Source organism: Streptomyces sp. NPDC050145 (assembly GCF_044460245.1).
GTDB lineage: Bacteria > Actinomycetota > Actinomycetes > Streptomycetales > Streptomycetaceae > Streptomyces.
The window spans coordinates 1-19,230 of sequence record NZ_JBITJS010000033.1 but is presented as its reverse complement, the minus strand read 5'-3'; the positions used below and the strand labels follow the sequence as shown (position 1 = coordinate 19,230).

General features: G+C 71.2%; 19 protein-coding genes. 12 read left to right on the top strand and 7 right to left on the bottom strand.

The window, feature by feature from the left end; translation table 11 throughout:
* Positions 1-53: 53 nt before the first annotated feature.
* Together ACIBTU_RS38705 and meaB are read left to right on the top strand one after the other, a co-directional pair.
* Positions 54-1,256, top strand: a complete 1,203-nt coding sequence (locus ACIBTU_RS38705; protein ID WP_399131473.1) for an acetyl-CoA C-acetyltransferase — start codon at positions 54-56, stop codon at positions 1,254-1,256.
* A gap of 88 nt (positions 1,257-1,344) precedes the next feature.
* Entirely contained in the window at positions 1,345-2,301 is a 957-nt protein-coding gene (meaB, locus tag ACIBTU_RS38700) for a methylmalonyl Co-A mutase-associated GTPase MeaB (protein ID WP_399131472.1), read from the top strand.
* Positions 2,302-2,322: 21 nt separating this feature from the next.
* Here the strand turns inward: meaB and ACIBTU_RS38695 are convergent, their stop codons facing one another.
* Positions 2,323-2,901, bottom strand: coding sequence for a PepSY domain-containing protein (locus ACIBTU_RS38695; RefSeq protein ID WP_399131471.1), 579 nt, complete (start codon positions 2,899-2,901; stop codon positions 2,323-2,325).
* Positions 2,902-3,030: 129 nt separating this feature from the next.
* Here ACIBTU_RS38695 and ACIBTU_RS38690 point away from each other — a divergent pair, with 129 nt between their 5' ends.
* Both ACIBTU_RS38690 and ACIBTU_RS38685 read left to right on the top strand, forming a co-directional pair.
* The gene (locus tag ACIBTU_RS38690) at positions 3,031-3,762 is read left to right on the top strand and encodes a response regulator transcription factor (protein ID WP_399131469.1); all 732 of its coding nucleotides are present in this window, start codon (positions 3,031-3,033) and stop codon (positions 3,760-3,762) included.
* On the top strand, positions 3,759-5,225 hold the full coding sequence (locus ACIBTU_RS38685) for an ATP-binding protein (RefSeq protein WP_399131468.1): 1,467 nt from the start codon (positions 3,759-3,761) through the stop codon (positions 5,223-5,225). The genes ACIBTU_RS38690 and ACIBTU_RS38685 overlap by 4 nt, the downstream gene beginning before the upstream one ends.
* A 69-nt stretch (positions 5,226-5,294) precedes the next feature.
* Here the strand turns inward: ACIBTU_RS38685 and ACIBTU_RS38680 are convergent, their stop codons facing one another.
* The 4 genes from ACIBTU_RS38680 to ACIBTU_RS38665 form a co-directional block, all read right to left on the bottom strand.
* A complete protein-coding gene (locus tag ACIBTU_RS38680; RefSeq protein WP_399131467.1) occupies positions 5,295-5,771 on the bottom strand; it encodes a MarR family winged helix-turn-helix transcriptional regulator in 477 nt (158 codons plus the stop codon).
* A 129-nt stretch (positions 5,772-5,900) separates the two neighbouring features.
* The gene (locus tag ACIBTU_RS38675; RefSeq protein WP_399131466.1) at positions 5,901-6,707 is read right to left on the bottom strand and encodes an AIM24 family protein; all 807 of its coding nucleotides are present in this window, start codon (positions 6,705-6,707) and stop codon (positions 5,901-5,903) included.
* Positions 6,704-7,354 (bottom strand): AIM24 family protein, encoded by a 651-nt coding sequence (locus tag ACIBTU_RS38670; protein ID WP_399131465.1) that lies wholly within the window; start codon positions 7,352-7,354, stop codon positions 6,704-6,706. Before ACIBTU_RS38670 ends, ACIBTU_RS38675 begins: the two co-directional genes overlap by 4 nt.
* A gap of 1 nt (position 7,355) precedes the next feature.
* On the bottom strand, positions 7,356-7,994 hold the full coding sequence (locus tag ACIBTU_RS38665; RefSeq protein ID WP_399131464.1) for an AIM24 family protein: 639 nt from the start codon (positions 7,992-7,994) through the stop codon (positions 7,356-7,358).
* 131 nt (positions 7,995-8,125) lie between these two features.
* Here ACIBTU_RS38665 and ACIBTU_RS38660 point away from each other — a divergent pair, with 131 nt between their 5' ends.
* The 4 genes from ACIBTU_RS38660 to ACIBTU_RS38645 all read left to right on the top strand — a co-directional run bounded on the left by ACIBTU_RS38660 (position 8,126) and on the right by ACIBTU_RS38645 (position 12,666).
* Positions 8,126-8,470 carry a DUF3817 domain-containing protein gene (locus tag ACIBTU_RS38660; protein ID WP_399131463.1) on the top strand — a complete coding sequence of 115 codons (345 nt, stop codon included), beginning with the start codon at positions 8,126-8,128 and terminating at the stop codon, positions 8,468-8,470.
* A complete protein-coding gene (locus tag ACIBTU_RS38655) occupies positions 8,467-8,772 on the top strand; it encodes an MTH1187 family thiamine-binding protein (RefSeq protein ID WP_399131462.1) in 306 nt (101 codons plus the stop codon). The genes ACIBTU_RS38660 and ACIBTU_RS38655 overlap by 4 nt, the downstream gene beginning before the upstream one ends.
* 162 nt (positions 8,773-8,934) lie before the next feature.
* Entirely contained in the window at positions 8,935-10,698 is a 1,764-nt protein-coding gene (locus tag ACIBTU_RS38650) for a glycosyltransferase family 2 protein (protein ID WP_399131461.1), read from the top strand.
* Positions 10,699-10,701: 3 nt separating this feature from the next.
* A complete protein-coding gene (locus ACIBTU_RS38645) occupies positions 10,702-12,666 on the top strand; it encodes a galactose oxidase-like domain-containing protein (RefSeq protein ID WP_399131460.1) in 1,965 nt (654 codons plus the stop codon).
* A gap of 33 nt (positions 12,667-12,699) precedes the next feature.
* Here the strand turns inward: ACIBTU_RS38645 and ACIBTU_RS38640 are convergent, their stop codons facing one another.
* Both ACIBTU_RS38640 and ACIBTU_RS38635 read right to left on the bottom strand, forming a co-directional pair.
* Positions 12,700-13,734: a glycoside hydrolase family 6 protein gene (locus ACIBTU_RS38640; RefSeq protein WP_399131459.1), complete on the bottom strand. Its 1,035-nt coding sequence runs from the start codon at positions 13,732-13,734 to the stop codon at positions 12,700-12,702.
* Between the two features lie 205 nt (positions 13,735-13,939).
* Entirely contained in the window at positions 13,940-14,935 is a 996-nt protein-coding gene (locus ACIBTU_RS38635) for a DUF5937 family protein (RefSeq protein ID WP_399131458.1), read from the bottom strand.
* 82 nt (positions 14,936-15,017) lie between these two features.
* Between ACIBTU_RS38635 and ACIBTU_RS38630 the strand changes: the two genes are divergently transcribed.
* The 4 genes from ACIBTU_RS38630 (at position 15,018) to ACIBTU_RS38615 (ending at position 19,117) form a co-directional block, all read left to right on the top strand.
* Positions 15,018-16,400 (top strand): MFS transporter, encoded by a 1,383-nt coding sequence (locus ACIBTU_RS38630; protein ID WP_399131457.1) that lies wholly within the window; start codon positions 15,018-15,020, stop codon positions 16,398-16,400.
* A 21-nt stretch (positions 16,401-16,421) separates the two neighbouring features.
* Positions 16,422-16,931 carry a MarR family winged helix-turn-helix transcriptional regulator gene (locus tag ACIBTU_RS38625; protein ID WP_399131456.1) on the top strand — a complete coding sequence of 170 codons (510 nt, stop codon included), beginning with the start codon at positions 16,422-16,424 and terminating at the stop codon, positions 16,929-16,931.
* Between the two features lie 56 nt (positions 16,932-16,987).
* A complete protein-coding gene (locus ACIBTU_RS38620; protein WP_399131454.1) occupies positions 16,988-17,326 on the top strand; it encodes a DUF3817 domain-containing protein in 339 nt (112 codons plus the stop codon).
* 90 nt (positions 17,327-17,416) lie between these two features.
* Positions 17,417-19,117: a methylmalonyl-CoA mutase gene (locus tag ACIBTU_RS38615; RefSeq protein WP_399131497.1), complete on the top strand. Its 1,701-nt coding sequence runs from the start codon at positions 17,417-17,419 to the stop codon at positions 19,115-19,117.
* Positions 19,118-19,230: the final 113 nt, after the last annotated feature.

Here is a 19,230-nt window from a genome sequence, read left to right as displayed (position 1 = left end):
AGTACATTCGAGTAAACCCTCGTTCACTCCTCATATCCAAGGGGCCGTGCCTCATGTCTGGAACGACCGGTACCACCTCAGTGATCGTCGCGGGCGCGCGGACGCCCATGGGCCGTCTGCTCGGCTCGCTCAAGTCCTTCTCGGGAGCCGACCTCGGCGGCTTCGCGATCAAGGCCGCCCTCGACCGTGCGGGGATCGGTGGCGACCAGGTGCAGTACGTGATCATGGGCCAGGTGCTCCAGGCGGGCGCCGGCCAGATCCCGGCCCGCCAGGCCGCCGTCAAGGGCGGCATCCCCATGAACGTGCCGGCGCTGACCATCAACAAGGTCTGCCTCTCCGGCCTCGACGCCATCGCGCTCGCCGACCAGCTCATTCGCGCCGGCGAATTCGACATCGTGGTCGCGGGCGGCCAGGAGTCGATGACCAACGCCCCGCACGTGCTGCCCAAGTCCCGCGAGGGCTACAAGTACGGCGCCGTGCAGATGCTCGACGCCATGGCCCACGACGGCCTGACGGACTCCTTCGAGAACATCCCGATGGGCGAGTCCACCGAGAAGCACAACACCCGCCTCGGCATCGGCCGCCCCGAGCAGGACGAGATCGCGGCGCTGTCCCACCAGCGCGCCGCGGCCGCCCAGAAGAACGGCCTGTTCGAGGCCGAGATCACCCCCGTCGAGATCCCGCAGCGCAAGGGCGACGCGGTGGTCTTCAGCAAGGACGAGGGCATCCGCGCCGAGACGACCGTCGAGTCGCTGGGCAAGCTGCGCCCCGCGTTCGCCAAGGACGGCACGATCACGGCCGGCACCTCCTCGCAGATCTCGGACGGCGCCGCCGCCGTGGTCGTGATGAGCAAGGCCAAGGCCGAGGAGCTGGGCCTCGACTGGATCGCGGAGATCGGCGCGCACGGCAACGTGGCGGGCCCGGACAACTCCCTCCAGTCCCAGCCGTCGAACGCGATCCGGCACGCCCTCAAGAAGGAGGGCCTGGCCGCCGAGGACCTCGACCTCATCGAGATCAACGAGGCGTTCGCGGCCGTCGCGGTCCAGTCGATGAAGGACCTCGGCGTGTCCACGGAAAAGGTGAACGTCAACGGCGGCGCGATCGCCCTCGGTCACCCGATCGGGATGTCCGGCGCCCGTGTCGTGCTGCACCTCGCCCTCGAGCTCAAGCGCCGCGGCGGCGGTGTCGGCGCGGCCGCGCTGTGCGGTGGCGGCGGTCAGGGTGACGCGCTCATCGTGCGGGTACCCAAGGCCTGACCGACGGGTGAGGGAGGGGTGACCGAGGAGTGATCCCCTCCGGCCCTTTTCGCAGTTTGCTGTACGGGACCGAGTGAACGGAGCTGTGATGCAGGACGTCCCCACGCTGGTCGCCCAGGCGAGGGAGGGCAGGCCGCGGGCCGTGGCCCGGCTGATCTCCCTGGTGGAGGGGGCGTCCCCACAGCTCCGCGAGGTCATGGCCGCGCTGGCCCCGTTGACGGGGAACGCGTACGTGGTCGGCCTCACGGGCTCGCCCGGAGTCGGCAAGTCGACCTCCACGTCGGCGCTCGTGAGCGCGTACCGGCGGGCCGGGAAGCGGGTCGGCGTCCTTGCCGTCGACCCGTCCTCCCCGTTCAGCGGGGGCGCGCTGCTCGGCGACCGGGTCCGGATGTCGGAGCACGCCTCCGACCCCGGGGTCTACATCCGCTCGATGGCCACGCGCGGCCATCTGGGTGGTCTCTCCTGGTCGGCGCCGCAGGCCATCCGGGTGCTCGACGCGGCCGGCTGCGACGTGGTTCTCGTCGAGACGGTCGGCGTCGGCCAGTCCGAGGTCGAGATCGCCTCGCAGGCGGACACGAGCGTGGTGCTGCTGGCGCCGGGGATGGGCGACGGCATCCAGGCGGCCAAGGCCGGGATCCTGGAGATCGGCGACGTCTACGTCGTCAACAAGGCGGACCGCGACGGGGCCGACGCCACGGCCCGGGAGCTGAACCACATGCTCGGGCTCGGGGAGTCCCGGGGACCGGGGGACTGGCGTCCGCCCATCGTCAAGACCGTCGCCGCGCGCGGCGAGGGCATCGACGAGGTCGTCGAGGCGCTCGAGAAGCACCGGGCGTGGATGGAGGAGCGCGGGGTCCTTCAGGAGCGGAGGGTGGCCCGCGCGGCCCACGAGGTCGAGTCCATCGCCGTCACCGCCCTGCGCGAACGCATCGGGGACCTCTCCGGCGACCAGCACATCGGCGCCCTCGCGGAACGCATCGTCGCCGGCACCCTGGATCCCTACCGAGCCGCGGACGAACTCATCGCGGGCCTGACCCAGACCTGACCCGCCCCGGCGCGGGGGGCATCAGTCGTCGTGGGACGGGGTGACCGTGGTCGTGGTCAGGGGGACGGTCCAGTCGTGGTCCGTGCCGTCGGAGGACGTCGTCTCGACCTCCCACGCCTTGTCGTCCAGGTCCACCGACGTGACCCGGCCCTTGGCCGACGCCGCGTGCGCGGCGTCCGACGCCGAGGTCGACGCGTCCCGGATCACCGATGTCACCCGCTCCGCCGAGTCGTCGTCACCGTCGTCGTCCCGCTCCACGTGCGAGCCGAGCACCTTGCCCGTGGCGGGGTCGACCTCGACGTGGTGCCACTTGTTCCCCGAGCCGATGACATCGACGTCCCAGACGAGGCGGCCGTCGTCGGAGTCCAGGTCCGCCTCCGTGGCGACCCCGGGCGTGTGGCGCAGCGCCGCCGCGATCGCGTCCTCGGCGCTCAGCTTCGATTTCGCAGGCGCGGCCTCGTCGTCGCGGTCGGAGTGCGCGGCCGAGGCCGACGTACGGTCGTCGTCGTCCTCCCCGGCGAAGGCGACCGTCGTGGCGGTGCCCGCGCCGATCACCACGGCGGCGGCGACGGCGGACAGGGCGAGGATGCGGCGCTTCATGAGAACTCCCGTTCCAAGGGTGCAGTGGGCCCGTTCGGTTCGACGGGGACCACGCTGCCCGACCGATGCTGAAGCCCCGCTGAAGGACCCTGAAGACTCCTTCAGGTTCGACCTGCGACCCTGAACCGCATGCTCCCGCCCGTCTCCCACCACCGCCCTACCCGAGGCGCTTCGCGCCGCCCCTTTCGATTCTTGATCGTGGAGGACGAGAAACGCCTCGCCCTGTCGCTGGCGGCGGGACTCACCGCCGAGGGCTACGCCGTGGACGTCGTGCACGACGGCGCCGAGGGCCTGCACCGCGCGAGCGAGGGCGCGTACGACCTGGTCGTCCTCGACATCATGCTGCCCGGCATGAACGGCTACCGGGTCTGCGCGACCCTGCGCGCCGCCGGCCACGACGTCCCGATCCTGATGCTCACGGCGAAGGACGGCGAGTACGACGAGGCGGAGGGCCTGGACACGGGCGCGGACGACTACCTGACCAAGCCGTTCTCGTACGTCGTGCTCGTCGCCCGCGTGAAGGCCCTGCTCCGGCGCCGCGGCCGCACCGGCAGCGCGAACCCCGTGCACACGGTCGGCCCGTACGCCGTGGACACGGGCGCCCGCAGGGTCACGTACACCGAGGACGGCGGCGCCGAAGTCCCGCTCACCGCCAAGGAGTTCGCCGTCCTTGAGCAGCTCGTGCTGCGCCGCGGCGAGGTCGTGTCGAAGAGCGAGATCCTGGAGCACGTCTGGGACTTCGCCTACGAGGGCGATCCGAACATCGTCGAGGTGTACGTCAGCGCCCTGCGCCGCAAGCTCGGCGCGGAACTCATCCGCACGGTGCGCGGCGCCGGCTACCGCCTGGAGGCCCCCCGATGAGCCGCACCCTCGGGTCCGTACGGGCGCGCGCCACCCTCGCCGCGACCCTCGTCGTCGCGGTGGCCCTGGTCGCGGCCGGTACGGCCCTGCTCCTCGCCCTGCGCAGCAGCCTCACCGGCGAGGCGGACCGGGCGGCGGACTCCTCGGCCCGCCGGGTCGCGACCACCCTCGTCACCCAGCGGGCGACGGACGCGATCGACCTGGACGACGGCGACGAGCCGGTCCAAGTGGTCGACGACGACGGCCGGCTGCTCGCCGCGACCGAGGACCTGGAGCGCGTCACCGGCACGGCCACGGAGCAGGTCAGACCGGCCGGCGGCGCCCCGTCGGACGGCGGCGGGGACGACGACGAGGCGGACGGCGACGAGGACGACCGCGGGTCCACCCACCCCGAGGTCTCCGACGACACCCGCTACACGGACGGCGAGGCGACGATCGACGGCGACACGGCCGACTACCGCTTCGCCGCCGTGGAGGTCGACGACACCCCGCGCGGCGACCTCACGGTGTACGCGGGCGCGCCCCTCTCCGCGGAGCGCAGCGCGGTGACGACGGCGTCGACGGCGATGCTGATCGGCTTCCCCGTGCTGCTCGTGGTGGTCGCCGGCGTGACCTGGCTGGTGACGCGGCGGGCGCTGCGCCCGGTGGAGGGCATCCGCGCCGAGATGGCCGCGATCACCGCCTCCCGCGACCTGGGCCGTCGCGTCCCGGTCCCGGACACGCACGACGAGGTGGCCAGGCTGGCCCGGACGACGAACGAGACGCTGGCCGCGCTGGCCGACTCGGTGGAGCGCCAGCGCCGGTTCGTGGCGGACGCCTCGCACGAACTGCGCAGCCCGATCGCCTCGCTGCGCACCCAGCTCGAAGTGGGCGCGGCGCACCCGGAGCTGCTCGATGTGCCGGGCGCGGTCGAGGACACCGTACGACTGCAGGAACTGGCCGCGGATCTGCTGCTGCTGGCCCGGCTCGACGCGGGGGAGCGGCCGGGCGGCACGGCCGTGGACCTGGCCGCGCTGGTGCGCGAGGAGCTGTCCCAGCGGGTCGGGGACCGGGTGCCGGTGACGGCGGCGACGCGGGGGGAGGCCCGGGTGACGGGTTCGCGGGGCCAGCTGGCCCGGGTCGTGGCGAACCTGGTCGACAACGCGCAGCGGCACGCCCGCGCGACGGTGCGGGTCACGGTGCAGGGCGGCGGCGCGGGCCGGGAGGCGCGCCTGATCGTCGCGGACGACGGCGACGGGGTGCCCGAGGCGGAGCGGGAGCGGGTCTTCGAGCGGTTCGTACGGCTCGACGACGCGCGGTCCCGGGACGGTGGCGGGGCGGGTCTGGGCCTCGCCATCGCCCGGGACGTGGCCGAGCGGCACGGCGGCACCCTGACGGTGCGCACCGCGCCCGAGGGCGGCGCACTGTTCGAACTCACGCTGCCCGGAAGGGAATCCGGAACGGAAACCGGACGGGAAAGCTGACGGGCCGGGCGCTTGACGGAGAAGGTCGGCGGTCCTCCGTGCGGTGCCCGGCCGCGCTGTCCGGCTCGCTCAGGGTTTGCCGCGCTGCGAACGCAAGTGTTCGGCGATCGGGCCGAGCGCCTTGCGCAGCCCCGCCAGATCCTCCCCCGGCACGAGGTCGATGAAGTGCCGGCGCACGGACGCCACGTGGTGCGGGGCGACCTGGCGCATGGTCTCCAGACCGTGGTCGGTCAGCACGGTGTAGAGCCCGCGCCGGTCGGAGGCGCAGTTCTCCCGGCGGACCAGGCCCGCGTTCTCCATCCGGGTGATCTGGTGCGAGAGGCGGCTCTTGGACTGCAGGGTGGCGGCCGCGAGGTCGCTCATCCGCATCCGCTGGTCTTCCGCCTCGGAGAGGTTGACCAGGATCTCGTAGTCGTTCATCGTCAGGCCGAAGGGCTGGAGGTCTCGCTCCAGCTGGTAGTTCAGCAGCCTGTTGACCTCCAGGTGGGTGCGCCAGGCGCACTGTTCCTCGTCGGTCAGCCACGGCGTGGCCGTCTGGGTCTCCATGTGATCGAGTCTACCTAAAAAGTTGAAAGGCGAACGAATCTGGGACTTGTGACGCCGCCCACGCCGGTGTGCACCAGTCGTCCCCCCGATGGGTTCACGCGTTCGACGTCACACTCCGCAGATTACCGCTCACAGCCCGAAGCGACGCTGGAGGTCGCCGAGCTGTCCGGGAAGGCGCGGTGCGGATGGCTGACCTGTGGAGCCTGTGTGTCCGCCCGGCGCGCCGCCTGGAACTCCGGGCAGGTGAGGTACGTCACCCGTCGCCCGTTCGGGCATCAACGACTCGCTGGACTGCAACAACACCGTGCCGGCTCCCACGAACTCGAACTGGTGCTCCTCGCCGGAGACCCCGCCGATCCCCGTCATCGCACGTAGACCGCCGATCACGCCCGTCAGATAGCCGTGGTCGTAGTGGTGGCACGGCGACGGGCAGTCGGCCCAGCCGACGAGCGCCTGCGGATCCACCCGGAGCGGCGGCTCCATGAAGACGACGGGACCGTTGGAGGCCGCCACGAATTTGCCGGTGCCAATGAGCGTCAGGAAACCCGGCACGATCGATTGCTTCAGTGCCAGAGTTGGCTGAAAAGCGAGCAGGTTGCCCGCCCGGACGGTCAGATTCCCGTCATCCAGGTCGTAGGAGTTCACGTCGAAGGCCCGGTCGGCGAGCAGCATCTTGCCGCTGCCCTCCGCCACCACCCAGTCGCTCGCGTGCAGCGGGGAGTGGAACGAGGTGCGCACGAGCCGGTCCAGGCGGCCGTGCCCGATCCCGTTGAACTCGATGCTCCCGTAGTAGGCGATCATCTTCCCCTTCTGCAGGAACCACTGACCGCCGCCGCCCTGGCCGCCGCCCTTCAGTTCCACGCAGAAGGTGTACGCGTTCACGTTGTCGTCCGCCGGCAGGGTCGCCGGATCGAACACCGCGGGTCCACTCGTCACAGCTTCTCCTCCGAGGCCTGCACGTACACCGCGCCGCTGCCGCTCAGCTTCAGCTGGAACGCCTCGCCGCTGCCGCGCCCCACCATGTCCCGCCAGCCGAGCGCCGTCGACAGCCTGTTGCGCACGTCCCCGTGGTGGGCGACGTACGCCTGCGGGTCGACATGCACCTCGCGCCCCGGGGCGATCGGCACCTCGACGACCCCGCCGTGTGCCATGACGGCCACCGCGCCGTGCCCCTGGAGCGTCGTCGTGAACAGGCCCTGGCCGCTGACCTGCCCGCGCACCATGCCCATCACCCCGCCCTGCGAGCCGAGGAACATCGTGCCCTGGCGCAGCGCCCCGTCGAACGCGAGCAGCCGGTCCGCCTCCACGTAGAGGGTGTCGCCGGACAGCTCGATGATCTGGATGTGGTGCCCGCCGTGCCCGAACAGGACCGTGCCGCTGCCCTCGACCGTCATCAGCGGCGCCGCCTCACCGGCCACCCGCCGCCCGATCATCGACATCAGCCCGCCCTGCCCGCTCTGCGCGTTGGGCGTGAAGGACACGTCCCCCTTGTACGCGAGCATCGCGCCGCGCTGGCTGTAGAGGCGCTGCCCCGGCAGGACCGTCGCCTCGATCATCTTCGAGTTGACCTCACGGAAGGCCATGTCACACATCCCCCGCGATCGTGTTCCGCTCGCTCGGCTGGACGTAGACGAGCCCGTCGCCCTCGAACCGGATCTGGAACGCCTCGCCGCCGCCCTCTCCCAGCAGCGTGCGGAAGGTGACGCCGGACTGGAACGACTGGCTCAGGTTCCCCTGGTGGGCGACGTACGCGCCCGGGTCCACGGTCAGCGGGTACTGGCGGCTGACGCGCAGCACCACGGCCGGGCCGTCGCTCATGATCGCCGCCTGGCCGTGGCCCTCGACGGTCGTCGTGAACAGCCCGTTGCCCTGCGAGGCGCCGCGCAGGCCCGTGAAACTCGTGCCCGTGCGCAGCCCCGCGTCCGTGCACAGCAGATTGCTCGACTCGACGTAGAGCTTGTCGCCCCGCAGGTCCACCAGGTTGATCTCGCTCGCCCGGTCCGCGAACCAGCAGGTGCCCTGCCCCTTCACCTCCATCACGGTCAGCTGCTCGCCCGTGATGCGCCGGGTCACCATCCCCCGGATCCCCTCGCCACCCCCGCTCAGCTTCTTGAAGGCCATCCGGCCGTCGTACGCGACCATCGACCCGTTCTTCGCTCTGACGCTGTCGCCCGTCATGTCGACGGCCAGCATCTTGCTGCCCTGGAGCCGGAACGTTGCCACGGGGACGACGGTAGCCGGACCGGGGAGCCCGCCGACAGGGCACGGGGGAGGCGGTGCCACAATGGAAACGCTTGTGCGCACGTTCACAAGATCGTCATGTCCTGACAAAGAACTCCTGCCGAAGGTGCCCCGTGGACATCAAGACCGCCTCCGCCCTCCGACGCCTCCGCCTGGTCTCCGGACCGGAGGCCGTCTCCTTCCTCCTGCTCCTCGTGTGCTCCGTGCTCAAGCGGACGACGGACTTCAACGCGGTCCCGGTCATGGGCGCGGTGCACGGCATCCTCTTCGTCCTCTACGTCCTCTTCTGGCTCGACGCCTGGAACCGCACGAAGTGGAGCTTCGGCACCGCCGCGCTCTACTTCGTCCTCTCCGTCCTGCCCACCGGCGGCTTCTTCGCCGAGCGCAAGCTCAGGCGCGAGGCCGAGAGCGCGGTCATCGCCTCCCGCGCCCGCCAGGAAGGCGTGGTCAACGCATGATCGTCGCCTTCTCCGTGACCCCGCTCGGGGTCGGCGAGGACGTGGGGGAGTACGTCGCCGACGCCGTCCGCGTCGTCCGCGAGTCCGGTCTGCCCAACCGCACCGACGCCATGTTCACCTCGATCGAGGGCGAGACCTGGGACGAGGTCATGGACGTCGTCAAGCGCGCCGTCGCCGCCGTCGAGGAGCGCGCCCCGCGCGTCTCGCTCGTCCTCAAGGCCGACATCCGACCCGGCGTCACCGACGGTCTGACGTCGAAGGTCGCCACCGTCGAGCGGCACCTGACCGCCGAACAGCCGTAGCCGACACGCCGTCAGGCGGCGCGGGCCAACCCCCCGCGCCGCTCAACTCCCCTGCTTGGCCCTACCCCTCACTCGTCCGCCCCCTTCTGGTTCGACACGCCCACAGATGTCCCTTTTGGTGAGGGTATCGATACGGCCGATCACCAGATCCTGGAGGGCGCTGTGCGGCCTGAGGGCTACGACTACGACACCTACAGCCGGCTCGCCGGACCGCTGACCCAGCCGTCCGGCCGGGGCCGCTACCGGGTCCAGTACGCATCTCTCCTCTCGCGCGAGCCCCGCCGAATACGCGCCGTCCTGCTGATGACCCTGGCGCCGGTGCTCACCGGAGTGCTCCTCGTCTACCTCGTCTGGCCCAGCCACTGGGTCGAGCGCGAGGGCGGCGACAGTTGGCTCGTCGCGCTCGACGTGGTGATGCTCGTGTCCATCGGGCTCATCGAGCTGTTCATGCTCGTCAACGTCATATCCATCGCCCACGCGACGATGGTCGCCCGGGACCCCGTGCCGGTGGTCGCCGAACCCGGCACCCGCGTCGCGTTCCTCACCACGTACGTCCCCGGCAAGGAACCCCTCGCGATGGTGCGCACCACCCTCGAAGGGGCCGTCCGGATCCGGCACGACGGACCCTTCGACGTCTGGCTCCTCGACGAGGGCGACGACCCCGCCGCCAGGGCCCTGTGCGCCGAGCTCGGTGTCCACCACTTCACCCGCCACGGCGTACCGGAGTGGAACCGGAAGAAGGGCCCGCACAAGACCCGCACCAAGCACGGCAACTACAACGCCTGGCTCGCGATGCACGGCGGCGACTACGAGTTCTTCGCCTCCGTCGACACCGACCACGTGCCGCACCCCGAGTTCCTCGAGCGCACGATGGGCTACTTCCGCGACCCGGACATCGCCTTCGTCGTCGGCCCCCAGGTGTACGGCAACTACACCTCCCCGGTCACCAAGGCCGCCGAGTCCCAGCAGTTCCTCTTCCACGCGCTGATCCAGCGGGCCGGCAACCGCTACCGCGCCCCCATGTTCGTCGGCACGAACAACATCGTGCGGATCAGCGCCCTGCGCCAGATCGGCGGCCTCGTCGACTCGATCACCGAGGACATGGCGACCGGCTTCGAGATCCACCGCCACCGGAACCCGCTCACCCGGGCCCACTGGCGCTCCGTCTACACCCCGGACGTGCTCGCCGTCGGCGAGGGCCCCGCCTCCTGGACGGACTTCTTCACCCAGCAGATGCGCTGGTCGCGCGGCACGTACGAGACGCTGTTCAAGCAGTTCTGGAAGGCACCGTTCTCGATGCCCCCGGGCCGCCTCTTCTCGTACACGATGATGCTCGTCTACTACCCCATGACGGCCGTCAACTGGCTGCTCGGCGTGCTCAGTTGCGTACTGTTCCTGTGGTTCGGGGCCTCCGGCACCGAGGTGTCCGCGTCCGTGTGGCTCATGCTCTACAGCGACGCCGCCGCGCTCCAGATCGGCCTCTACCTGTGGAACCGGCGGCACAACGTCTCGCCGCACGAACCCACGGGCTCCGGCGGACTGGCCGGCATGGCGATGTCGGCCATCTCCGCGCCCATCTACCTGAAGTCGCTCGGCGCGGCCCTGCTGCGCCGCCCCAGCCGCTTCGTGGTCACCCCCAAGGGCGGCGACGCCAGCCCGGACCGGCCGCTGACCTTCCGGATCCATCTGACCTGGGCCGCCGTCCTCGCCGTGTCCCTCGCGGCCTCCGTCGTCCTCGACCACACCCATGTGGCCATGCGCACCTGGGCGGTCCTCGCCCTGTGCATCGCGCTCGCCCCGGCCGTCGTCTGGGCCGTCACCGAACGCCGGCGCCGCCCGGCGGCCGCGCCCGTCGCCGAGCCCGAACCGGAGCCGGCCCTGGCCGTCGCCTCCGGCATGTCCAGCCCGAGCACAGGAGGGAACTGATCCATGGCCTACCGGCCTTCCCCGCGCATGAAGAAGAGCGTCCTGACCGCGAGCGCGGTCGCCCTCCTCGTCGGACTCAACGCACCGGCCGCCTGGACCTTCGCCTCCGAGCAGTACTACGACTGGAAGATCGCGCAGCCGGACTACCAGGCGCAGTACGGCTCCTGGACCCAGGTGTCGATCCCGAAGGAGTACCGCACCAACGCCATCCACGCGGCGCTCCTGCACACCGGCAAGGTCCTGATCGTCGCCGGCTCGGGCAACGAGCAGAAGAAGTTCGACGCGGGGTCCTTCGACACCGTGCTGTGGGACCCGAAGGCGAACACCTTCAAGAAGATCCCCACCCCCGTCGACTTCTTCTGCGGCGGCCACGCCCAGCTGCCCTCCGGCAAGCTCCTGGTGGCCGGCGGCACCGCCCGCTACGAGCAGCTCGACGGCGAGGTCACCAAGGCCGGCGGCGGCATGCGGGTCAAGAACGAGAGCCCCGACAAGGCGATGGTCCTCAAGAAGGGCACGAGGTTCCGCTCGCCGTCGGGCGTCGAGTACGTCTCGCAGTTCGACGTCACCGTCCCCAAGGCCCAGCGCAAGCAGCAGATCACGTACAACCGCCGGGGCGTCATGCAGCCCTGGAAGACCACGGTGAAGGCCAGCGAGGCCCGCGTCTTCGTCCAGTCCGTCCACAAGGGCAAGCAGTACGAGACGAAGAAGCAGGCCCAGTACGAGATCGAGGGCCTCGACGGCAAGGATGCCGACAACGTCTACGGGATCTCCGAGAAGATCACCATGGACAAGGAGGACTTCCAGGGGATCAGGGAGGCCTACGAGTTCGACCCCGTCGCCGAGAAGTACGTACCGGTCGACCCGATGGAGAAGGCCCGCTGGTACCCGACGCTGGTCGGCCTGGAGGACGGCCGGGTGCTCGCGGTGTCCGGGCTCGACGACGTCGGCGTCATCGACCCCGGCGACAACGAGATCTACGACCCCGAGACCAAGAAGTGGTCGATGGGTCCCAAGCGGTACTTCCCGACGTACCCGGCGCTCTTCCTCACCAAGGGCGGCAAGCTCTTCTACCCGGCGTCCAACGCCGGGTACGGGCCGGCGACCAAGGGCCGGCAGCCGGGTCTGTGGGACCTGGACACCAACACGTTCGAGAAGGTGCCGGGCCTCGTCGACCAGGACGAGACGGAGACCTCGGCGTCGCTGCTGCTGCCGCCGGCGCAGGACCAGAAGGTGATGGTGCTCGGCGGCGGAGGCGTCGGCGAGTCCAAGCGGGCGACGGCACGCACCTCGGTCGTGGACCTCAAGGAGAAGAACCCGTCCTTCAAGACGGGCCCCGACCTCCCGCAGGGCACCCGCTACCTGAACAGCGTGATCATGCCGGACGACACCGTGTTCACCACGAACGGCTCCTCCGACTACCGCGGGCGCAGCGCCAGCAACATCCTCGCGGCGCAGTTCTACGACCCGAAGGACAACGCCTTCCACGAGGCCGCGTCGCCCAAGGTCGGCCGCAACTACCACTCGGAGGCGCTGCTGCTGCCCGACGGCCGGGTCGCCACGTTCGGCTCCGACCCGCTCTTCGACGACCAGCAGAACACCAAGCTGGGCCACTTCGAACAGCGCATGGAGATCTTCACGCCGCCCGCCCTGCACCGGGCCGCCGGAAAGCGGCCGGTCCTCGGCAAGGGGCCCGAGGAGCTGCCGGCCGGTCACAAGGCGACGTTCGCCACCGACCAGGCCGACCGGATCGTGAAGGCGCGGCTCATGCGCCCGTCCGCCGTGACCCACACGACGGACGTGGAGCAGCGCTCGATCGAGCTCGGCGTGAAGAAGGGGAAGGGCGCGGTCACCGTCGACGTCCCGAAGGACCCGACGCTGGTGCCGCCGGGCTGGTACATGCTCTTCGTGTCGGACGCCGACGGTGTGTCGTCCGAGGCGAAGTGGATCAAGGTCGGCTCGGACGACTAGAACACGTCGGCAGCGGTACGGAAGTGGTGGGTGTCAGGAGTGCGCGCCGCGGGCCAGGCCCAGCGCGTAGTCGGCCCACCACTTTCCCGCGGGCGGGCCGCCCCGGCAGCTCCCGTCCGACTCGCCGGGCCGCTTGACCCACAGGAACGCGTCGACCAGCGGGTCGCCCGTGTCCGTGGTCGGCGCGGTGCCGAGCGCCCGTCCCGGCGGATTGCACCAGGCGTCCGCCTGGCCGTTGCCGTAGGGCCCCGCGCCGTTGCGGCTCGTGTCCACGACGAAGTGCGCGCCGCCCAACCGCTGCGACAGCTGCCGCCCGTACGCCGTACTGGCCCGGTCCGTCTGGAAGTTGGAGACGTTCAGGGCGAAGCCGTCGGCCTTGTCGACGCCGGCCCGGCGCAGCGGCTCCACCAGCTTCGACGCGTCAGGGATCCACGCCGGGTTCCCCGCGTCGAGGTACACCTTCGTGTTCGGCTGCTTCTTCAGGCGGTCGATCGCGCCCGAGATCAGCTGGTAGCGCTCCTCCTGGTACTCGGCGGGGGTGCAGCCGTCGACGATGTGGCCGAGCGCGTCCGGTTCGAGGACGACGAGGGCCTTCGCGTCACCGATGCCCGTCGCGAACGCGTCGATCCACTGGTAGTAGAAGTCCGCGCTGTGCGCGCCGCCGGCCGAGTGCTGGCCGCAGTCCCGGTGCGGGATGTTGTAGGCGACCAGGACCAGGGTCTTGTCCGCCTTCTCCGCCTGTGCGCCCGCCTGCGCGATCGCCGGGCGCGGATAGTCGCCGGGCACCCACATGCCCTGCGGGTGCGCGGAGATCCGCCGGATCGCGGCGGCGTCGGCGGCGCGGCCCTGCTTCTGCCAGCTGTCGGCCTGGAGGGCGGCGGAGGACTCGGGGTCGACCCAGAAGGGGGAGTTGTCGGTGGCGCGGCCGGGGGCGGTGCGCCCGGCGGAGGTGGCGGCGCGGCCCTCGCGGCCGGCGTCGGCGCAGCCGGCGGCGAGGGTGGTCAGGAGGAGTGCGGCGGCGGCGAGCGCGAGGCCGCGGACCGGTGGACGGACGGACGGGACGGGCATCCTGCCCCCAGGTTCGGAGCGAGTGGTTCGGAGCGGGGTCGTTCGAAAGGCGGGGTCGTTCGAAAGGCGGAGTCGTTCGGAGCGGAGTGGTTCGGAGCGGGGTGGTTCGGAGCGGGGTGGTTCGTGGCGCATGCTACGGAGGGAACCAAGCCAAACCTGGGCAATCAGGACGACAGTGCCCGGAGTTCCGCCGATCAGGCCCGGCTCACGCCTCCTCCTGACCGCCCGTCACCAGCGCGCCGCCCAGCGGCGTCCGCTCGTACAGCACCTGGTGGCCCTGCCGGTGCGTGGTGAGCAGCCCGGCCGCGCGCAGCGCCGCCAGATGTGCCGACACCGAGGACGGGGCCAGGCCCAGGCTGTGGGCCAGCGCGCTCGTCGAGGTCGGGGCGCCGAGCGCGCTCAGTACGTCGGCGCGGTTGCGGCCCAGGATCCCGGCGAGCGCCTCCGGGGCGGCACCGGACGGCTGCGTCCACAGACCGCCGATCCCGCGCACCGGGTACACCACGGTGGGCTGCCACGGGGGCTCGAACCCGCTGATGACCTCGGGCCACGCGAACACGCTCGGCATCAGGACCAGGCCCTGCCCGTCCAGGCTGCGCCGGTGGCTGCTCGCGCGGGCCGTGAGGGTCAGCGTCGCCGGGTCCCAGTCGATCCGCGGATGCAGCTCCGACAGCAGCCCCTCCAGACCCACCCGCGCCAGCCGCCCCGAGTGGTACGCGACATCCGCCTCGAGGAGTGCGCGCAGCCGGGGCCAGTCCGGCTCCACCAGCACCTGCCAGGCCCGCTCCAGCGTGTCCGCGAGCTCCTGCACCGCGCGCCCCGGATCGGCCAGCATCGCCCGCCCCTGCGAGGTCTCGGCGGCTCCCTTCGTGCAGGCGAGCGACTGCGCGAGGTCCTTCCGGGCCACGTCCGCCGGGGTCGCCCGCACCGCCGCGAGCTCCTCGTCGAACGTCGCCGCCGGCCCGATCGGCGGCGGCCCGAGAAAGTCCGGGGTGTGCCCGCTCCGCGGCATCAGCAGCCGCACCGCCGTCAGATCGAGGTCCCGCGCGGCCTCCCGGATCCGCCGCAGCCAGGGCAGGTGGTACCCGTGCCGGTCCGGCCGCCCCAGCGTCCGGATCGCGTCCTGCGTCTCCCACAACGGCGACACCGCGAACCGGCACCGCAGCAGATCGCTCTCCCCGAAATGCAGATACAACGGCATGCCCGGCCCCCTGCTCCCTCACCAACATTCGGCCTCAGCCGAAACACTACGTCCACCCACGGCGCCGCGACAGGCTCGGACCATGCCCCCAGAAGGAACGAGCCCCGAGCTCCACAGCCCGCCCCACACCCCGGACCGCTCGTCCCTCGAACAGGCGCCCGTCGCCGCGGACTCGGGCGGGACCACCGGTGCGGCCGATCCGGCCGGTGAGGACGGAAGCCCGGGCGCAGGCTCACGCACACCCGGCTACGGCGCCCTCTTCGGCGTCGCCGAGTTCCGGGCCGTGTTCGTCGCGCACGCCGCCTCCCTCTTCGGGGTCGTCGTCGCCGAGATCTCGCTCAGCGTGCTCGTGTACCGGCTCTCCGGGTCGCCGCTGCTCAGCGCGCTCACCTTCGCGCTCGGGTTCCTGCCGTACGCGATCGGCGGGACCCTGCTCTCCGGGATCGCCGACCGGTACCCGCCCCGACGGGTCCTCGTCGTCTGCGACCTGCTCTGTGCCGGCTGCGCGCTCCTGATGGCGCTGCCTGTCACCCCGGTCGCCGCGCTGCTCGCCCTGCGCTTCCTCATCGCGCTCGTCTCACCGGTCTTCAACGGCACCCGCATGGCCACCCTCACCGACGTGCTCGGCGACGGCGACCTGTTCGTGCTCGGCCGCTCCCTGCTGCGGATCGTCTCGCAGAGCGCCGTCCTCGGCGGCCTCGCCCTCGGCGGCGTCCTGCTCACCGTCGTGCCCCCGCGCGGCGCCCTCGCCATCACCGTCGTCACGTTCCTGTGCTCGGCGACGCTGCTGCGCCTCGGCACCCGCCGCAGGCCGGCCCGCACCCCCGAACCCCGCGCCCTGATCAGCCACTCCCTCGCCGGCGCCCGCCAACTGTTCGCCCACCGCAGGCTGCGCGCCCTTGTCCTCCTGCTCTGGGTGCCGCCCCTCTTCTCCGTCGTACCGGAGGTCCTCGCGGCGGCGTACGCGGACGACATCGGCGCCGGCACCTCCGCCGTCGGCCTTCTCATGTGCGCGATGGCCGTCGGCACGATCGGCGGCGAGCTGATCGCCGGATCCGTCCTCTCGCCCGCCGCCCGCGCCCGGATCGCCCTCCCGCTCGCCTGCCTGACCCTGGTGCCGCTCGTCGGCTACGCGCTCACCCCCGGCCTCGCCGCGACGCTGCCCCTGCTGCTGCTCTCCGGGCTCGGCTTCGCGTACACGCTCGGTGTCGACCGCTGGTTCGTCGACGAACTCCCCGAGGAGCTGCGCGGCCGCGCCATGACCGTGCACAACGCGGGCCTGATGACCGTCCAGGGCATCGGCGCGGCCCTCGCCGGAGCGGCCGCCGAGGCCTTCGGGGTCGCCGCGGCGGTCACCGCCGCCGGCCTGCTCGGCACCGTCGTCTGCACGGCGCTGGCCCTCGAAGTACGGGCGAGCGCACGGACCGGGAGGTCAAAGGGCGAGACGGGGCTGACCACCATATGACCGGCCGGTATGGTCTGGGGCGTGCCGAAGCCGCTCAGTCTTGCCTTCGATCCGATCGCCCGCGCCGACGAACTCTGGGAACAGCGCTGGGGCGCCGTGCCGTCCATGGCCGCGATCACCTCGATCATGCGCGCGCACCAGATCCTGCTCGGTGAGGTCGACTCCGTCGTCAAGCCGTACGGACTCACCTTCGCGCGCTACGAGGCACTGGTCCTGCTCACCTTCTCCAAGGCGGGCGAACTGCCGATGTCGAAGATCGGCGAGCGCCTCATGGTCCACCCCACCTCGGTGACGAACACCGTCGACCGTCTCGTGCGCTCCGGCCTCGTCGCCAAGCGCCCCAACCCCAACGACGGCCGCGGCACACTGGCCACCATCACGGAGAAGGGCCGCGAGGTCGTCGAGGCGGCCACCCGCGACCTGATGGCGATGGACTTCGGCCTCGGCGTCTACGACGCGGAGGAGTGCGCCGAGATCTTCGCGATGCTCCGCCCGCTGCGGGTGGCGGCGAAGGATTTCGACGAGGCGTGACGGAGCCCACCGGGCCCGCCTCAAGATCTCGCAAAACGGACGGTTACGCTCGACGCATGAAGAAGAGCGTGCTGACCCGCTACCGCGTCATGGCCTTCGTGACCGGTGTCCTCCTCGTCCTGCTCTGCCTCGGCATGATCGCGAAGTACGCGTTCAAGATGGACGGGGCCGACGACATCACCAAGGTCATCGCCATCGCGCACGGCTGGCTCTACGTGCTGTACCTGGTCTTCGCCTTCGACCTGGGCTCCAAGGCGAAGTGGCCGGTCGGCAAGCAGCTGTGGGTGCTGATCGCGGGCACCATCCCGACGGCCGCCTTCTTCGTGGAGCGCAAGATCTCCGCCGAGCTGGAGGCCAAGGTCGCGGACGGCGGCCGGAAGCTCGCCGAGGCGTAAACGGCACACACCCCCCGCCCGCACGAGCTGCGGGCGGTTTGCCATCGACATTTACTAGGACGTCCTAGTAAATTTGAAGGCATGGGAAGCATGGACGCTGAAGCCATCGAGGAGGGCCGCCGTCGCTGGCAGGCCCGTTACGACGCCGCCCGGAAGCGGGACGCCGACTTCACCACGCTGTCCGGTGATCCGGTCGACCCGGTCTACGGGCCACGGCCCGGGGACACGTACGAGGGCTTCGAGCGGATCGGCTGGCCCGGCGAGTACCCCTTCACCCGCGGCCTGTACCCGACCGGCTACCGGGGCCGCACGTGGACGATCCGCCAGTTCGCCGGGTTCGGCAACGCGGAGCAGACCAACGAGCGCTACAAGATGATCCTCAAGGCCGGCGGCGGCGGCCTCTCCGTCGCCTTCGACATGCCCACGCTCATGGGCCGCGACTCCGACGACCCGCGCTCGCTCGGCGAGGTCGGCCACTGCGGTGTCGCCATCGACTCCGCCGCCGACATGGAGGTCCTCTTCAAGGACATCCCGCTCGGCGACGTCACCACCTCCATGACGATCAGCGGCCCCGCCGTCCCGGTCTTCTGCATGTACCTGGTCGCCGCCGAGCGCCAGGGCGTCGACCCGGCCGTGCTGAACGGCACGCTCCAGACCGACATCTTCAAGGAGTACATCGCGCAGAAGGAGTGGCTCTTCGAGCCCGAGCCCCATCTGCGCCTCATCGGCGACCTGATGGAGCACTGCGCCGCCTCCATCCCCGCGTACAAGCCGCTCTCGGTCTCCGGCTACCACATCCGCGAGGCCGGAGCCACGGCCGCGCAGGAGCTCGCGTACACCCTCGCGGACGGCTTCGGCTACGTGGAACTGGGACTCTCCCGGGGCCTCGACGTCGATGTCTTCGCCCCCGGCCTCTCCTTCTTCTTCGACGCGCACCTCGACTTCTTCGAGGAGATCGCCAAGTTCCGCGCCGCCCGCCGCATCTGGGCCCGCTGGATGAAGGAGGTCTACGGCGCCAAGACCGACAAGGCGCAGTGGCTGCGCTTCCACACCCAGACCGCCGGTGTCTCCCTCACCGCCCAGCAGCCGTACAACAACGTCGTACGCACCGCGGTCGAGGCCCTCTCCGCCGTCCTCGGCGGCACCAACTCCCTGCACACCAACGCCCTCGACGAGACCCTCGCGCTCCCCAGCGAGCAGGCCGCCGAGATCGCGCTGCGCACGCAGCAGGTGCTGATGGAGGAGACCGGGGTCGCCAACGTCGCGGACCCGCTGGGCGGTTCCTGGTACGTCGAGCAGCTCACCGACCGCATCGAGGCCGACGCCGAGAAGATCTTCGACCAGATCAAGGAGCGGGGCCTGCGGGCGCACCCCGACGGGCAGCACCCCATCGGCCCGATCACCTCGGGCATCCTGCGCGGCATCGAGGACGGCTGGTTCACCGGCGAGATCGCCGAGTCCGCCTTCCAGTACCAGCAGTCCCTGGAGAAGGGCGACAAGCGAGTCGTGGGCGTCAACGTCCACCACGGGTCCGTCACCGGGGACCTGGAGATCCTGCGGGTCTCGCACGAGGTGGAGCGGGATCAGGTCCGCGAGCTCGCCGGCCGCAAGGAGGGCCGGGACGAGGCGAAGGTGCGGGGCTCTCTCGACGCGATGGTCGCTGCCGCGCGGGACGGGTCGAACATGATCGCCCCGATGCTCGACGCGGTCCGTGCGGAAGCGACGCTGGGCGAGATCTGTGGCGTCCTGCGCGACGAGTGGGGCGTGTACGTGGAGCCTGCCGGCTTCTAGCGGGATTCGGCTCTCCGTCCGGTGGGGGGGGGGGGGGGGGGGGGGGGGGGGGGGGGGGGGGGGGGGGGGGGGGGGGGGGGGGGGGGGGGGGGGGGGGGGGGGGGGGGGGGGGG

Coding starts and splice junctions, on each gene's coding strand:
- ACIBTU_RS38640 (WP_399131459.1), bottom strand. CDS start 13,734: ATGCCCGTCCCGTCCGTCCGTCCACCGGTCCGCGGCCTCGCGCTCGCC.
- ACIBTU_RS38645 (WP_399131460.1), top strand. CDS start 10,702: ATGGCCTACCGGCCTTCCCCGCGCATGAAGAAGAGCGTCCTGACCGCG.
- ACIBTU_RS38635 (WP_399131458.1), bottom strand. CDS start 14,935: ATGCCGTTGTATCTGCATTTCGGGGAGAGCGATCTGCTGCGGTGCCGG.
- ACIBTU_RS38620 (WP_399131454.1), top strand. CDS start 16,988: ATGAAGAAGAGCGTGCTGACCCGCTACCGCGTCATGGCCTTCGTGACC.
- ACIBTU_RS38680 (WP_399131467.1), bottom strand. CDS start 5,771: ATGGAGACCCAGACGGCCACGCCGTGGCTGACCGACGAGGAACAGTGC.
- ACIBTU_RS38685 (WP_399131468.1), top strand. CDS start 3,759: ATGAGCCGCACCCTCGGGTCCGTACGGGCGCGCGCCACCCTCGCCGCG.
- ACIBTU_RS38695 (WP_399131471.1), bottom strand. CDS start 2,901: ATGAAGCGCCGCATCCTCGCCCTGTCCGCCGTCGCCGCCGCCGTGGTG.
- meaB (WP_399131472.1), top strand. CDS start 1,345: ATGCAGGACGTCCCCACGCTGGTCGCCCAGGCGAGGGAGGGCAGGCCG.
- ACIBTU_RS38705 (WP_399131473.1), top strand. CDS start 54: ATGTCTGGAACGACCGGTACCACCTCAGTGATCGTCGCGGGCGCGCGG.
- ACIBTU_RS38615 (WP_399131497.1), top strand. CDS start 17,417: ATGGACGCTGAAGCCATCGAGGAGGGCCGCCGTCGCTGGCAGGCCCGT.
- ACIBTU_RS38630 (WP_399131457.1), top strand. CDS start 15,018: ATGCCCCCAGAAGGAACGAGCCCCGAGCTCCACAGCCCGCCCCACACC.
- ACIBTU_RS38690 (WP_399131469.1), top strand. CDS start 3,031: ATGCTCCCGCCCGTCTCCCACCACCGCCCTACCCGAGGCGCTTCGCGC.
- ACIBTU_RS38655 (WP_399131462.1), top strand. CDS start 8,467: ATGATCGTCGCCTTCTCCGTGACCCCGCTCGGGGTCGGCGAGGACGTG.
- ACIBTU_RS38670 (WP_399131465.1), bottom strand. CDS start 7,354: ATGGCCTTCCGTGAGGTCAACTCGAAGATGATCGAGGCGACGGTCCTG.